Source organism: Stappia sp. (genome assembly GCF_965276915.1).
Taxonomy (GTDB): domain Bacteria; phylum Pseudomonadota; class Alphaproteobacteria; order Rhizobiales; family Stappiaceae; genus Stappia.
On record NZ_OZ255709.1, the window covers coordinates 1,971,030 to 1,986,640 of the forward strand.

The window sequence follows — 15,611 nt, forward strand, 5'->3', positions numbered from 1 at the left end:
CTCACAGGCTGCGGGCGATCAGGACCTTCATGATCTCGTTGGTTCCGGCATAGATCCGCTGGACGCGGGCATCCGCGTAAAGACGGGAAATCGGGTACTCGTTCATGTAGCCATAACCGCCGAAGAACTGCAGGCATTGGTCCATCACCTTGGACTGCAGGTCGGTGGTCCAGTATTTGGCCATCGAGGCGGTGGTGCTGTCGAGCTCGCCGGCGACATGGCGGGCAATGCACTCGTTGACGAAGACCTGGCCGATGGTCGCCTCGGTCTTCAGCTCCGCCAGCTTGAACTGGGTGTTCTGAAAATCGAGGATGCGCTTGCCGAAGGCCTGGCGCTCCTTGACGTAGTCGAGCGTCAGGGCAAGGCCGCGTTCGATCGCGGCCATCGCCTGCACGGCAACGACCAGACGCTCCTGCGGCAGCTGTTCCATCAACTGGTAGAAACCGCGTCCCTCCTCGTCGCCGATCAGCGCATCGGCAGGGACCCTGACGTCGTCGAAGAACAGCTCCGACGTGTCGTTGCCCTTGAAACCGAGCTTGTCGAGATTGCGGCCGCGCCGGAAACCCTCGACCTTGTCGGTCTCCACGACGAAGAGCGATGTGCCCTTCGATCCGGCGGACGGGTCGGTCTTGGCGACGACGATGATCAGGTTGGCCAGCTGGCCATTGGTGATGAACGTCTTGGCGCCAGAGATCCGGTAGTGATTGCCGTCGCGCACCGCCGTCGTGCGGATCGCCTGCAGGTCGGAGCCGGTGCCCGGCTCCGTCATCGCGATGGCAGCGACCAGGTCTCCCGACGCCAGCCCCGGCAACCAGCGCTTTCGCTGCTCGTCAGATCCGTAGTGCAGGATGTAGGGCACGGCGATCGCCGAGTGCAGGGCGATGCCGAAATGGTCGAAGCCGGCAACGCCGAGCCTGCGGATGATCACCGCCTCATGGGCAAAGCTGCCGCCTGCCGCGCCATACTCCTCCGGCATGCCGGCGCAAAGGAAGCCGCCGGCCCCGGTCTTTTTCCAGGCCTCGCGGGTGACGCGACCGGCCTCCACCCAATCCTCGTAGTCCGGGGCGATCTCGCGCTCCAGGAAACGCGCGAAGGCGTCGTCGAGCAGCCCCAGCTCCTCGGTCATCCATGATGGTGTGGCGGCGATGCTTGCAGTCAATCCGGTTTCCCTCCCGTGGCGCCGGGGCCGCCGGGCGGCGGCCTTTCGTCAAGGCGTGTCGATGCCCGGTTGCAGCCCCTTCCTGTTCGATTGGGCCGGTCCAGGCAGTCGCGGCGGCGGCCGTTCACCGGCCGCCGGTCGATCGTGGGGTCAGAACGCGTCCGCGTCGAGGCCCATCATCGTTTCGGCGCCGGCCGAGATGCGAGAAAGGCGCAGGCTCGTCTCCGGCATGTGCCGTTCCATGAAGTAGCGGGCGAGCGTCAGCTTGGTCTCGTGGAAGCGGTCATCGCCGCTTGCGCCGGAGGCAAGTGCGGCCGCCGAGGCCTTCGCCATCCGCGCCCACATGTAGCCGAGCGCCACCGTGCCGAAGAGATGCATGTAGTCGGTGGAGCCGGCGCCCGCATTGTCGGGTTCGGCCATGGCGTTGTTCATGAACCACATGGTCGCCTTCTGCAGGTCGTCGAGACCGGCTTTCATCGGCCCGAGCAGGGGAGCAACGGCCTCCTCGCCGGCGTTGTCCTTGAGGAACGTGCCGACCTCGTTGAAGAAGGCCATTACCGCCCGGCCGCCGTCGCGCGGCAGCTTGCGGCCGACGAGGTCCAGCGCCTGGATGCCGTTGGCGCCCTCGTAGATCATGGTGATGCGGGCATCGCGCACGAACTGCGACATGCCCCATTCCTCGATATAGCCGTGACCGCCGAGCATCTGCTGGGCCGCGACCGCGTTGTCGAACCCCTTGTCGGTGAGCACGCCCTTGATCACCGGCGTCATCAGGCCCATGTGGTCGTCCGCCGCCTGGGCCGCCGCCTTGTCGTCGGAGCGGTGCGAGGTGTCGGACTTGAGCGCGGTCCACAGCACCAGCGCGCGCGCCGCCTCGTTGAAGGTGCGGATCGACAGCAGCGTGCGGCGCACGTCCGGATGGACGATGATCGGGTCGGCCTTGCCGTCCGGGTTCTTCGGGCCTGTAAGGGAGCGTCCCTGCAGCCGGTCGCGCGCATAGGCGAGCGCGTTCTGGTAGGCGACCTCCGACTGGCCGAGACCCTGGATGCCGACGGCCAGCCGCGCCTCGTTCATCATCACGAACATGGCGTTGAGGCCGCGATTTTCCTCGCCGAGCAGCCAGCCCGTCGCCCCGTCATAGTTCATGACGCAGGTGGCGTTGCCGTGAATGCCCATCTTCTCCTCCAGCGAACCGCAGGAGACCGGGTTGCGCGCACCGGGCTTGCCGTCGCCGTCGGGCAGGAACTTCGGCACGATGAAGAGCGAGATGCCCTTGGTGCCTTCCGGCGCGCCCTCGATGCGGGCCAGCACCAGGTGCACGATGTTCTCCGTCAGGTCGTGCTCGCCGGCGGAGATGAAGATCTTCTGGCCCGAGATCTTGTAGCTGCCGTCGCCCTGCGGCACGGCCTTCGACTTGATCAGGCCGAGGTCGGTGCCGCAATGCGGCTCCGTCAGGTTCATCGTGCCCGACCATTCGCCGGAGGCGAGCTTGCTCAGGTAGAGCGCCTTCTGCTCCTGCGAGCCGTGCACGGCGAGCGCGGCCGCCGCGCCCTGCGACAGGCCCGGATACATGCCCCAGGCCAGGTTCGCCGCCGACATGAATTCCTGGATGATCGAGTTGAGGGTGGTCGGCAGGCCCTGGCCGCCGAACTCCTCCGGCATGGAGAGCGCGATCCAGCCATTCTCGCGATAGGTTTCGTAGGCCTCCTTGAAGCCCTTCGGCGTGGTGACGTTGCCCTCGCCGTCGCGGGTGCAGCCCGCTCGGTCGCCGACCGGGTTGAGCGGCGCCAGCACCTCCTCGCAGAACCTTGCGCCCTCGCTCAGGATCGCCTCGACCAGGTCGGGCGTGGCGTCGGCGAATCCCGGCAGGTTGCCGTGGCTCTCATAGCCAAGGACGTCGTTCAGCAGGAACATCACGTCCTGCACAGGCGCTTTGTAGCTCGGCATGAAATTGTCCTCCCCGGATCTGGCCCGGATCTGGCCCGGATCTGGCCCGGATCTCTCCCGGGCCTGGGCCAACGTCGCTTCAAGTCTCGCTCCGGCAGGATCACTCTAGCCGGATGAACTTGACGTTTCCGTAAACGTCACCTTGGGCACGTTATATGGCGGCGGCCCGGCTCCGGCAAGACATATCCTTGCGGAAGCGCGGCGGCTTTGTCGTGTTTGAATCAATTTCGATCAGAATCTGGACAAATTTACGCAGATTTGAGCCCAAATTTGTCGCGTTTGCACGAAATGCGCGCCGGTTTTCGGCTTCCTGGCATGCTCGCGCCGGCGGTCGGCGCAGGGGCGTGTGCGGGGACAGGCCGGTCCGGGCGGCCGCCCCGCGACTCACCCGCCGGTTTTCGCGAGGCGGGGATTACTCCGCCGCCTCGGTCTCCTTTTCCTTCAGCATGCCGGAGACGATCTCGACGGTGCGGCCGAGCTCCTCGACCGCCTGGTCGATGTCGCGGCGCTGCTCGACGAGCACGTCGATCTGGCTCTGGAAGCGCGACAGCGCGACCCGCAGTTGCGTCACCTGGCCGTCGCGCAGGTCGTAGAGATCGAGCATGTCGAGGATCTCGGCCAGCGAGAAGCCGACCCGCTTGCCCATCAGGACCAGCTTCAGACGTGCCCGGTCCCGGCGCGTGTAGACGCGGTTCATGCCGTCACGGCGCGGGTTGATCAGCCCCTTGTCCTCGTAGAAACGAAGTGTCCTCAAGGTTACGCCGAATTCCTTGGCAAGATCGCCGATCGTGAAAAGCGTCTTCTTTGTGGATTCGTCCTTGGCGGCGACCGCCTCGACGATGTCGTTGTTGACCGAGAGCGCTTCGCTCATGGCTTGTTCCTTGTCTGTATTGACGTGCCGGAGACGGCCGCCATCCGGATCGGGGCGGGCCGTGACCGGCATCGCGAATGCGCGGACCTGCATCCGCCCCCGGCACCTGACATAACGTCACCTGCCTTCGGAATACATTCCGTGCACGTAAGCGTCAAGCGCCTCGGCAAACCTGACAGGCTCGCCGTTGCGTTCCGCACCACGCGTTCATGTTTGGTTAACCATGTAAACGCGCCGCTTAACCGCCTGTTTACCATAAGCAGCGACAGTTTAGCCGAAGGTCGTCCGGATCCCGTGTAGCCGTCTTTGGTCCGGAAGAAGAACAAGTCTTGCGCCGAGCGGCGCGCCCAACTGGGTTGAAGAGGCCATTCATATGTCCTGGAACGCGCGACATCGCACTCAAGGCGGCACGGACCCCGAGGCGGGGCATGGCCGTGACCCGGCCGGCGATGCGGACAGCTGGTACGAGCCGCGTCGGCGCGCCCCCGCCTGGACCGGCGAGCGCCCGGCTCCGCTGCCGGCCGACCCGCGCGGTTCCCAGACGCGCGCTCCCGAAAGGGCGCGAGCCCGCGAGCAGCTCAACGATGTCGCCGACGCGCTCGGCCGGTTGATGGATGCGCCCGCCACTGCCGCGCCGCGCCAGGCAATGGCCCATGCCCAGACCCATGCCCATGCCCAGACTCAGGCCCAGACCCAGGCCGCAATGCAGGCCGAACCCAATCGCCATGCCCGGCGGGCTGCCGCTGCACGCGCGCGCTCCGATCGTCCCGCCCAGCCCGTCGATGCCCGCACCAGCCGTATCGAGGCGGTGCTCGGTGCGCTCGACCGGCTTGACCGCCGGGTCGAGGACCTGTCGCAGGCTCCGGACGCCTCGCGTGGCGCTCGTCGCGCACGGCCGGCGATGGAGGCGCACGCCTACGAGCCGGAAGACCATGACGTTGCCCGCCATGATTATGACGGCTATTCGCAGGCCGGGGACAGCTACGCCGGTAGCTATGATGTCCCCGAGGCTTACGATGCCTATGCAGACGACTACGCGCCGCCGCACCGCCCGCTGCGCGAGGATCCGCGCCCTGCCACCCGTCCCGCCCTGCGCGCCGACGATGACCTGCGTCCGCTGATCCACGACCTGGCGCAGCGTGTCGAGCGCGCCCACGGCACGCGGGACGAGCGTCTTGACGTCATGCGCCGGGAGATCGGCGAGCTGCGCGCGGTGCTGATGGAATCCCTGCGTGCCGAGCGTGCGCGGCCTGTCGCCCGGGAAAGCGGCGAGATGCGGCGCCTGTCGGAAGCGGTCGAGCGCCTGCGGGCCGACCGCACCGACACCCGCTTCGTGCATGAGGTGCGCGCCGAGATCTCCGACCTGCGCGCGATGATCGGCCAGTCGAACGTCGACGGCATGCTGCAGTCGCTCGAAAACGGTTACGCTCATCTGGTGCAGCGCCTCGACGAGATGGCGCGCGACCGTCTCGAGCCTCGCCTCGTCAGCGAGCTCGGACAGCGCCTGTCTGACATCGAGGACGCGTTCCGGATCGTGCCCCGCGCCGACCAACTCGTCGCCCTGGACGACCGGGTCGCCGATATCGGCCGCCGGGTCGAGGAACTCGTGCGCCGCAACGGCGGCGAGGACATGGCCCTGCTGCGCGGCGAGATCCGCGCCGTGCGCGATCTGGTCGAGCGGATCGACGTCAACGACCTTCTGGCCGGTATCGACGAGCGCCTGTCGTCGCTGTCGGTTCGTTTCGATGCGATCGACCGTCTGGTCGAGGGCCAGCGCGAGCTGGCCGGCCGGGTCGGCGCCATCGAGCACCGCCTTCCCCAGGCCGGCGCCGTCGATCGCCTGAACGACCGGCTGGAGCAGATCGCCGGCATGCTGGCGGATGACCGGGCGGAGCGCCGCGATCCCCAGATCGACGAGAAGCTTGGAGAGATCGCCGGTCGGCTGAAGCGGATCGAGAACGCCCGGCAGATGCCGCCGAGCTACGATGCGGCCTTCACGCTGCTGGAGAAGCGTCTCGCCGCGATCGACGGCAAGATCAACGCGCTCGACCGCCCCGAAGGCGTGACCCTGATGGCCGAGGGGCAGCAGGGCACCATCGAGGCGGACCTGATCGCCCGCCTGGAAAACGGCATTTCCCGTCTTAACGAGCGGTTCGAGGCCGGACGCGGAACCGCGGAAACCGGGGACCTCGATGCATTGCATCGCGAGATCGCCGGTTTGCGCGAAAGCGTCTCCCGCCCGGTTGTCACGGCCGAACTCGAAGCGCAGCTGCGCGACCTTGCCGAAGCGGTGAACCGGGGAGCCTCAAGCGAGGACAATGCCGTCCTGGCGCAGGTCGAGGACAAGATCGCGGCGCTGGCGAGCAAGCTCGACGCGGCCGAAACCGGCTTTGCCCGGCTCGGCGAAATCCAGTCGGCGCTGCAGTCCGGCGCCTCGGGCGATGGCAGCGACGTCGCCCAGGCCCTGCGCGGCGACCTGCATCGCCTGATGGAGGCCGCCACCAGTTCGGAACGGCGGGCGCGCGATTCCATGGACAGCGTCCAGGACGTGCTCGCCTCGATCAATTCCCGGCTGATGTCGCTGGAGCAGGAAGCCCGTGCGGCCGGTATGCCGATGCCCAGCCTTGAAGACGACCGGCCGCTGGAGCCGGGGTCCGGCAAGCCGCGTGTCCGCCAGGCGGCCCATGCCTCGCAGGCGCAGGTTCATGGCAATGCCCGCGCGGCGGACACGGCTCCGCAGGCGCCCGCACGGCCGGCATCCGCGCGTCCCGCCGGCGCCCCTCAAAGGCCGGCCCAGGCCCAGAACCCGGCTGCCACCCGCGCCGGCGGACAGCCGCAGGACGGCCGCGACCGCAAGGCCGACTTCATCGCGGCGGCGCGCCGCGCCGCCCAGGCCGCCGCCGAGGAGGCCGGCCAGCAGAAATCTCCGCTCGGCTTCATGGGTTCTGCCCAGGTCGAGGAAAAGGCCGCCTCCGCGAAAGGGTGGCTGCGCTCCCGGCTTGGCCGCAAGCGCAAGGACGAGCAGGCGGACGTCACGGACGTAACGCTCGATACGCCGGTCGACATGCCGCTTGCCGGCGACCGCCGGGATGGCCCGCGGGCCGACAGCGCCCGCAAGCGGGCCGAGGCGGCGACCGCCGAACTGCGCGCCGACACGCGCCCGGTTGCGGAAGGTGGCGACGAACTGGCCGAGGCCGGCGAAAAGGGCGGCCGCAGGCTGTTCTCCATCGGAGGCCGCCGGGCCGTGATGCTCGCGGCCGCCGCCGTCGTGATCGCCGTCGGCGCCTTGCAGATCTTCAAGCAGGTGTCGCCGTCGCAGACCGACATGGCATCGCTCGAGACGCCTGCGGCCATCGAGACCAGCGTTGGCGGCGGTGCGCCTGTCGCTGCCGGCATGGACGAGACCCGGACATCGGCGGGGGCTTCCAGCGATGTCGCTCGCTCCGCCAGGGGAGCCGGCGGGCAGCAGCGGGAGAGCATGGCCGAAGCCCCGGCCGCCATGGCATCCGCCGGTCATGCGCCGGGTGAGGTGCAGGGGACCGGTTCCGTCGCTTCCGGCGATCCGGCGGCAATGGCGCCTGCCGGTACCCCGCCGACCGGCGAGGTCGCCACGGAACCCGGCCCCGATGTCGCCTTCGGCCCTCAGACGCCGTTCGATGGCGGGTTCTCCCCGAACCCGGCCGGCATTCCCGGCAGCCAGTTCCAGACACCCGGCGACGCCGCAGCCAGCACGCCGACAAGTGCCCCCGGCTTCGATCTGCCGCAGCAGGGCGTCTCGTCGAGCGCCGAGGCGTCGCTGGCACCGGACGTGTCGATCGGCGGCATTCCCCAGGCGGCCGGCCCGATCGCTCTGCGCCAGGCAGCGGCCACCGGCGATCCGGCGGCCTATTTCGCCATTGCCGTCAACTATACGGAAGGCGCTGGCTCAACGCCGGACCTCGCCGAGGCCGCGAAATACTATGCCAAGGCCGCGGAAGCCGGTCTCGCACCTGCCCAGTACCGCCTCGGGAGCCTCTTCGAGAAGGGGCGCGGGGTGGAGAAGAACCTGGAGACGGCACGCGACTGGTACCGGCGCGCCGCCGAGCAGGGCAATGCCAAGGCCTCGCACAATCTGGCCGTCCTCTATGCCGAGGGCTTTTCCGGCAGCCCCGAGTTTCCCGATGCCGCCTACTGGTTCAAGAAGGCCGCGAATTTCGGCCTTGCTGACAGCCAGTACAATCTCGGTATCCTCTACGCCCGTGGCCTGGGCCTGGAGAAGAACCTGGTCGAAAGCTACAAGTGGTTCGCGCTTGCCGCCCGTCAGGGCGACCGCGATGCGGGCAACAAGCGCGACGAACTGGCCAACATGCTGTCGAAGGAAGAACTGGCCGAGGCCCGGATCGCGGTCGAGACCTGGAAGGAAGCGCCGCGCCTGGTCTCGGCGAACGAGGTCGAGCTGAGCCCGGGCTGGACCGTGCAGCCGGAAACGGCTCCGCGCGCGAATATCTCAGTCGAGCCGCAGGACATCGTGATGAGCGTGCAGCGCCTGCTGGCCAAGCGCGGTTTCGATCCCGGCACGCCCGACGGCCAGGTCGGCCCGCGCACCCGGGACGCCGTGCGCGCCTTCCAGGAAGCGAACGGTCTTCCCGTCACCGGAGCGATCTCGAAGGACCTGGTCAAGGTGCTGATCGGCCAGTCGATCTGACGGGCGACCGGCGCGACAGGCCGGACGTCGCCTGAAGAGCGGAAAAAGCCGCAGCTCCTGCGTTGACATGACAGCGTTCCCCGCGCTTTATCGGGGAAACGCGCGGGCTTCCGGGGACCGCCGTGAAACGGTGCAAACCGTGGAACCGGCGGATGCGCGCCGCCTGACCAACATTCACCCCGCTTGACGAGCGCAAGCGGCCAATCCGCCGGTGTGCCGTGCAAATCTACCTGCCCATCGCCGAGTTGCCCGTCAACATGTTCATGGTGTTCGGGATGGGCGGCGCCGTGGGCTTTCTCTCGGGCCTTTTCGGCATTGGCGGCGGGTTTCTGCTGACCCCGCTCCTGATCTTCTCCGGCATTCCTCCGGCCGTGTCGGTAGCGACCGTGACGACGCAGGTCGTCGCCTCGTCCGCCTCCGGCGTTGTCGCCTACTGGCGGCGCAAGATGATCGACTTCAAGCTCGCCTGGGTGTTGCTGATCGGCGGTGTGGCGGGTTCGGCCGTCGGCGTCTGGCTGTTCGGCCTGCTGCAGAAGCTCGGTCAGCTCGACCTCGTCATCTCGCTTTCCTACGTCACGTTCTTGAGCGCCATCGGCGGCCTGATGCTGTTTGAATCGCTGCGCGCCATGGCCCGCCGGCGGGCCGGAGCGCGGGTGCCCTCCCGCCAGCCCGGCAAGCACAACTGGGTGCACGGCCTGCCGCTGAAGATGCGCTTCTACCGCTCGCGTCTCTACGTGAGCGTGATACCGATCGTCGGCCTTGGCGCGATCATCGGTTTTCTCGGCACGATCCTGGGCATCGGCGGCGGCTTCATGATGGTGCCGGCGCTGATCTACCTGTTGCGGGTGCCCACCAACATCGTCATCGGCACGTCGCTCCTTCAGATCCTGTTCACGATGGCCGCGGCCACCTTCCTGCACGCGATGTCGACCCAGTCGGTCGATGTCGTGCTGGCGCTGACGCTGATGATCGGCGGCGTGATCGGCGCCCAGTTCGGGGCGCGCATGGGCCAGAAGCTGCGCGGCGACCAGTTGCGCCTGCTGCTGGCGCTGCTGGTGCTCTCCGTGGGCGTGCGGTTCGCCGTGAACCTGCTGGTGCAGCCCGACGAGCTCTTTTCCGTTGCCGTCTCGCCGCTGGTGGAGGCGACGCGATGACCACGTTTCGCCGTTCCTCCGTTGGCCGCCGTGTTGCCGCCGCCGTGCTGGCCGGCGGCCTTGCCGCTGTGCTGGCGCCCGCCCTCGTACAGGCGGAAAGCCTTGTCGCCGACATCTCCTCCGACGAGGTCCGGATCGAGTCGAATTTCACCGGCACCCGCATCGTCGTCTTCGGCGAGATCGCGCGGGACGCGCTGACGGTCGGGCGGCCGGACCCTTATGACATTGCCGTCGTGGTCAGCGGCCCGGAAGTCGATGTCACCACCAGGCGCAAGGGCCGTTTCCTCGGTATCTGGGTCAACCGCGACGCAGAAACCTTCTCCGACGTGCCGAGCTTTCTGGCCGTTCACACCTCGCGCCCGCCGCATGAAATGGCCTCCCGCTCGGTGCTGGAGCGTCATCGTATCGGCCTGCACTTCCTCAACCTGCCCATCGCTCACGCATCGGACGTGCCGATCACCGATCGTGCCAACTTTCGCGCGGCGCTGCTGCGCCTGAGGGTGGCCAGCGGGTTGTTTGCCGAGCGCAGCGGGGCGGTCACCTTCCTCAGCGAGTCCCTGTTCCGCACGACCGTGCCGCTGCCCGCCAATGTGCCGGTCGGCGACTACACCGTCTCGACATACCTGCTGCGGGGCGGAACGCTGCTTGCCCAGGACGAGCAGGAATTGCGCATCGCCAAGACCGGCTTCGAGCAGTTCACCTTCTGGCTGGCGCATCAGTATTCGGCCGCCTACGGCTTGATTGCCATCGTCTTGGCGATCTTCACGGGCTGGCTGGCCGGCGTGATCTTCCGTCGCGACTAGAGCGCGACGCGAGCACGCACCGTGCGGGACGTCCGGCCTGCGGTGGTGTTCCGGGATGTGAAGAGGGTCAGTCGCCGACGAGGCGGCTTGCCGTGAACGGATAAAGACGGCCGTCGCCCAGAAGGAAGACCGAAAAGGCGCGGGGCGTGAAGAACGGCTTCCAGGCCTGGTCGAGCACGTTGAGCCCGCCCGTCAGCACGCCGAAGGCCGGCATCACAAGCCTGTGGCCGTCGGTGGCGAAGCAGGGACGGCGCACGCTGCGGCCGTAACGGCGGATGCGTGCCGCCGGATGCAGGTGCCCGGCGATTTCGCCTGGATCGGCGCCGGCGAGGGGCTCGTGCCGGAAGACGAGCCGACCGAGCGCGACCTCGTCGACGGTCTCGCCGCACAGGCCGACCGGGGCGACGGGGTCGTGATTTCCGGTAACCCAGATCCATTCGCGGCCAAGCTGCAGGGTGGTGAGCATTGCCCGGTAGGCTGCCGGCAGCCGGTCCGATCCTTCGCCGTCGTGAAAGCTGTCGCCAAGCGCGACAACGCGCGTGGGCTGGAAGGCGTCGATGGCCTCGGCAAGCTTTTCCAATGTCGCGGCCGTGTCGTAGGGCGGCAGCATCACGCCCTTGCGGGCGAAGGACGAGCCTTTCTCGAAGTGAAGGTCGGCGACCACGAGCGTGTTCTGGTCCGGCCACCAGAGCGCGCCGCTGTCATGCAGGCCGACAAGCTCTCCGGCAATGGAGATGTCGTGGCAGACGGGCGCATATCGGCGCGTTTCGATACGGGCTGTGAACGGCCTCACCCCATGGCCTCCCTGACCAGATCGTCGGCGGCATCTGCGAGCAGCGCTTCCTGCGCTTCTCCGTACACAGGCTCCTTGCCGATCTCCAGCATCACCGGAACGGCGAGCGGGGACACCCGTGCGAGCGGAGTATGCGCGATTCGCTCGCGAATTCGGCGGAGAAGTTCACCCAATCTGGAGATATCCAGAAGTCCTGTGGCCGCGTCCTGCCAGGTCGCCTGGAGGAGGATGTGATCCGGCTCGTGCCGATGCAGCACGTCATAGATCAGGTCGGAGGAGATTGTCACCTGCCGGCCGCTCTTTTCCTGTCCCGGATGGCGGCGCTCGATCAGCCCGGCGATCACCGCGCAGTTGCGGAAGGTGCGCTTCATCAGGCTGGATTCCGCCAGCCACGCGTCGAGGTCGTCGCCCAGCATGTCCTCGTCGAAGAGCTCGGCCAGCGACAACCGGCCGCAGCCGATCATTTCGCCGAGATCGGCGAGGCACCACACGGCGAGCGCGTAGTCGTTGGCAACGAAGCCCATCGGCCGCGCCCCCATCCGCTCCAGCCGGCGGGTAAGCAGCATGCCGAGCGTCTGGTGGGCGAGGCGGCCGTCGAACGGATAGCAGACGAGATAGTGCTTGTTGGCCCTTGGGAAGGTCTCCACCAGCAAGCCGTCGGGAGCCGGCAGGGCGGAGCGCAATTGCTGGATCTCCAGCCATTCGCGCACCTGGGCCGGCAGCGCCGTCCAGCTTTGCGGATCGGCGACCATCGCCCGCACGCTTGCCGCCAGATAAGTCGAGAGCGGAAACTTGCCGCCCTGGTAGGAGGGGATTTTCGGCGCCTCCGCCTGTCCGCGCGAGACATAGGCCTCGTTCTCCCGCAGGCCTTCGAAGCGCAGGACCTCGCCGGCGAAGAGGAACGTGTCGCCGAGCGCGAGCTGTTCGACGAACCACTCCTCGATCTCGCCGAGCCAGCGCCCGCCACGTCCTACGGGCGTGCGCCGCCCGTCCGCCTTCGAGCGCACCAGGCGGACCTTCAGCATCGGCGCCTCGACGATCGTTCCGACATTGAGCCGGTATTGCTGCGCGATCTTCGGATGCGACAGGCGGAAGCGGCCGTCCTCCTCGCGCTTCAGGCGGGAGTAGCGCTCGTAGGTGCGCAGCGCATAACCGCCGGTGGCGACGAAGTCGACGACCTGCTCGAACTGCTCCCAGCCAAGACCGCGATAGGGCTCGGCCGAACGGATCTCGCGATAGAGCTCGAGCGGATCGAACGGCCCGGCGCAGGCGCAGCCGAGCACATGCTGGGCGAGGACGTCGAGCCCGCCGGTGCGCAAGGGCGGCGTGTCCTGATGGCCGGCGCGCGAGGCGGCGAGCGCGGCCTGGCATTCCAGCACCTCGAACCGGTTGGCCGGAACCAGGATCGCGCGCGAGGGCTCGTCCATGCGGTGGTTGGCGCGGCCGATGCGCTGGGCCAGCCGGCTGGCGCCCTTCGGCGCGCCGACATTGACGACGAGATCGACGTCGCCCCAGTCGATGCCCAGATCCAGCGAGGAAGTGCAGACGATGGCGCGCAGGGCGCCGGCCGCCATCGCCGCCTCGACCTTGCGCCGCTGGCCGACATCGAGCGAGCCGTGATGCAGCGCGATCGGCAGGTTCTCGTCATTGGCATGCCACAGCGCCTGGAACAGCGCCTCGGCCTGCGAGCGGGTGTTGACGAAGACGAGGCTGGTGCGGTGATCCTTGATGATCCGGTAGATCTCGCCGACGGCATGGCGGGCCGAATGGCCGGACCATGGCAGCCGCTCGGCCGTGTCGAGGATGGAAATGTCCGGCTCCGCCCCGCCGGCCACCGTCACCAGTCCCGCCAGCGCGCGTTTGGTTTCCGGCTCCTCATCCGGCGTTTGGCCGACGAGATAGGCGCGCAGGTCGTCCGGCTCGGCGACCGTCGCCGAAAGTCCGATGCTGCGCAGGCCCGGCGACAGGCGGCGCAGGGCCGCGAGCCCGAGCGACAGCAGGTCGCCGCGCTTGGAGGTGACGAGCGCATGCAGCTCGTCGAGGATGATCGTGTCGATCCCGCTCAGCATCTGCCGTCCCTGCGCGTCCGACAAGAGCAGGGCGATCTGCTCCGGCGTCGTCAGCAGGATGTCGGGGGGAACATGCTTCTGCCGCTGGCGCTTGTGCGAGGGCGTGTCGCCGGTGCGCGTCTCGATGCGGATGTCGAGCCCGATCCCTTCGACCGGTGCCTCGAGGTTGCGGGCAATGTCGACGGCCAGCGCCTTCAGCGGCGAGATATAGAGCGTGTGCACCCCGCGCCGTCCGGCCGAGCCCGGCTTGCGTTTTCCCCGCGCGGCGAGCGCGACGAGGCTCGGCAGGAAGCCGGCCAGCGTCTTGCCGGCGCCGGTCGGGGCGACCAGCAGCACCGAATCGCGCTGCCTTGCCATCTCGAGCAGTTCGAGCTGGTGGGCGCGCGGGTGCCAGCCGCGGCTCTCGAACCAGCGGGCGAAGCGTTCCGGCAACAGGGGCGAAGCAGCGGCGGCATCCATCGCCTGACAGAGATAAGGCCTCGCGGGCGAGGCGTCGAGGTACGGATCGGAAACCATGGACCGGTGCATGCATTTCCAATCTCTCGCCGCATGCCTACATTTGCAGTCATGACGAGGCCACAGACCACGACGCCGACCACGAAGCCGGCCACGACACCAACCACTGGCGGCGACATCCTGACGCTGACGCCGGCCGGGCTTTACTGCCCGCGCGGCGATTTTCACATCGACCCGGTGCGCCCCGTGGCAAGGGCGCTGATCACGCATGGCCATGCCGATCATGCGCGTGCCGGCCACGGTGCGGTGCTCGCCTCGCGCGAGACGCTCGACATCATGGCGATCCGTTACGGCGAGGATTTCGCGGGCAGCACCCAGGTGGCCGGGCCGGGCGCGCGGACCCGGCTGGGCGAGGTCACTGTCTCCTTCCATCCGGCCGGCCATGTGCTCGGGTCCATGCAGGTGCTGATCGAAGCGGCAGGACGGCGCATCGTCGTTTCGGGCGATTACAAGCGCCAGGCGGACCCGACCTGCGCGCCGTTCGAGTTGATCGAGTGCGATGTCTTCATCACCGAGGCGACCTTCGGCCTTCCCGTATTCCGCCATCCGCCGGTGGCCGGCGAGATCGACAAGCTGCTGGCGAGCCACAGGCTGTTTGAACAGAGGACGCATCTCGTCGGCGCCTATTCGCTCGGCAAGGCGCAGCGGCTGATCGCCGAACTCAGGGCACGCGGCTATGAGAGGACGATCTATCTGCACGGTGCGCTGGTGCGGCTGTGCGCCTATTATGCGGAGCAGGGGGTCGGTCTCGGCCCGCTCGAGCAGGTGGGCGAGCGGGCGAGGGACCTGGCGGGTGAAATCGTGCTCTGCCCGCCGGGCCAGCTCGCCGACCGTTGGGCGCGGCGCTTCGGCGATCCCGTCACGGCGGTCGCCAGCGGCTGGGTGCGGGTCAGGGCAAGGGCGCGCCAGCGCGGTGCGGAACTGCCGCTGGTGATATCGGACCACGCCGATTGGGATGATCTGAGGAGGACGATTGTCGAGACGGGCGCGCGCGAGATATGGGTGACGCACGGAGCGGAGGAGGCCCTGGTGCACTGGTGCGGTAGCCAGGGCCTGGAAGCCCGGCCGCTCAACCTGATCGGCTATGGCGATGAGGGCGACACGACGGATGCCGTCGAGCGAAAGGCCGGGACTTTGGCCGAGACACGGGCGGATGCGACCGCCGGGACCGGGAGTGCGAGATGAGCGACGAGATTTCAGGGCCCGAAGGCCTGCAGGAGCCTGACGAGGGGTTCGACGAGGGTCTGCTCGACCTCTTCGATGATTACCGCGAGGCGTTCGAGGATTTCGACGCGGAAAGCGTTGCCGACTGTTTCGCCTATCCGGCGGTGATCTGGCAGTTCGGCAAGGGCAATGTCTTCCAGGATGACGAGGAGCTTCTGGAGAACATCGAGAAGCTGTTCGCCGCGCTCGACAAGGAGGGCGTGGTGAGCTCCGCCTTTGACGTGCTTTCGACCCATGTCGAGGGAGACGCGGGCATGGCAACGCTTGCCTGGGTGCAATCGGATGCCGATGGCGAGCCGGTGATCGAGTTCACCTGCCACTATCACCTGATCTATGACGGCGACACCTGGCGCATCGCGATGATCGTCAACGAGCCCTGACCGGCCCGCCC

The 15,611-nt window shown here is 67.9% G+C and carries 10 protein-coding genes; 5 read left to right on the plus strand and 5 right to left on the minus strand.

Features of this window, described 5'->3' with window-relative positions:
* Position 1: 1 nt before the first annotated feature.
* The 3 genes from ACQY46_RS09250 to ACQY46_RS09260 all read right to left on the minus strand — a co-directional run bounded on the left by ACQY46_RS09250 (position 2) and on the right by ACQY46_RS09260 (position 3,977).
* A complete protein-coding gene (locus ACQY46_RS09250) occupies positions 2-1,126 on the minus strand; it encodes an acyl-CoA dehydrogenase family protein (protein WP_428700454.1) in 1,125 nt (374 codons plus the stop codon).
* A gap of 183 nt (positions 1,127-1,309) precedes the next feature.
* Positions 1,310-3,106: an acyl-CoA dehydrogenase C-terminal domain-containing protein gene (locus tag ACQY46_RS09255; RefSeq protein WP_428699955.1), complete on the minus strand. Its 1,797-nt coding sequence runs from the start codon at positions 3,104-3,106 to the stop codon at positions 1,310-1,312.
* Between the two features lie 412 nt (positions 3,107-3,518).
* Positions 3,519-3,977 (minus strand): MerR family transcriptional regulator, encoded by a 459-nt coding sequence (locus ACQY46_RS09260; protein WP_306027245.1) that lies wholly within the window; start codon positions 3,975-3,977, stop codon positions 3,519-3,521.
* Between the two features lie 373 nt (positions 3,978-4,350).
* Between ACQY46_RS09260 and ACQY46_RS09265 the strand changes: the two genes are divergently transcribed.
* The 3 genes from ACQY46_RS09265 to ACQY46_RS09275 all read left to right on the plus strand — a co-directional run bounded on the left by ACQY46_RS09265 (position 4,351) and on the right by ACQY46_RS09275 (position 10,618).
* A complete protein-coding gene (locus tag ACQY46_RS09265; RefSeq protein WP_428699956.1) occupies positions 4,351-8,661 on the plus strand; it encodes a peptidoglycan-binding protein in 4,311 nt (1,436 codons plus the stop codon).
* A 218-nt stretch (positions 8,662-8,879) separates the two neighbouring features.
* Positions 8,880-9,815 carry a sulfite exporter TauE/SafE family protein gene (locus ACQY46_RS09270; protein WP_428699957.1) on the plus strand — a complete coding sequence of 312 codons (936 nt, stop codon included), beginning with the start codon at positions 8,880-8,882 and terminating at the stop codon, positions 9,813-9,815.
* Positions 9,812-10,618, plus strand: a complete 807-nt coding sequence (locus tag ACQY46_RS09275) for a TIGR02186 family protein (RefSeq protein WP_428699958.1) — start codon at positions 9,812-9,814, stop codon at positions 10,616-10,618. Before ACQY46_RS09270 ends, ACQY46_RS09275 begins: the two co-directional genes overlap by 4 nt.
* Before the next feature lie 67 nt (positions 10,619-10,685).
* Here ACQY46_RS09275 and pdeM read toward each other — a convergent pair whose 3' ends face one another.
* Both pdeM and ACQY46_RS09285 read right to left on the minus strand, forming a co-directional pair.
* Positions 10,686-11,411 (minus strand): ligase-associated DNA damage response endonuclease PdeM, encoded by a 726-nt coding sequence (pdeM, locus tag ACQY46_RS09280; protein WP_306027249.1) that lies wholly within the window; start codon positions 11,409-11,411, stop codon positions 10,686-10,688.
* Positions 11,408-13,939, minus strand: a complete 2,532-nt coding sequence (locus tag ACQY46_RS09285) for a ligase-associated DNA damage response DEXH box helicase (protein ID WP_428700455.1) — start codon at positions 13,937-13,939, stop codon at positions 11,408-11,410. Before ACQY46_RS09285 ends, pdeM begins: the two co-directional genes overlap by 4 nt.
* A gap of 108 nt (positions 13,940-14,047) precedes the next feature.
* On the opposite strand from ACQY46_RS09285, the gene ACQY46_RS09290 reads away from it, so the two are divergent.
* Complete coding sequence (locus ACQY46_RS09290) at positions 14,048-15,181, plus strand: ligase-associated DNA damage response exonuclease (RefSeq protein WP_428699959.1); 1,134 nt, start codon at positions 14,048-14,050, stop codon at positions 15,179-15,181.
* Entirely contained in the window at positions 15,178-15,600 is a 423-nt protein-coding gene (locus ACQY46_RS09295; protein ID WP_428699960.1) for a DUF4440 domain-containing protein, read from the plus strand. The genes ACQY46_RS09290 and ACQY46_RS09295 overlap by 4 nt, the downstream gene beginning before the upstream one ends.
* The last annotated feature ends 11 nt before the right edge of the window (positions 15,601-15,611 follow it).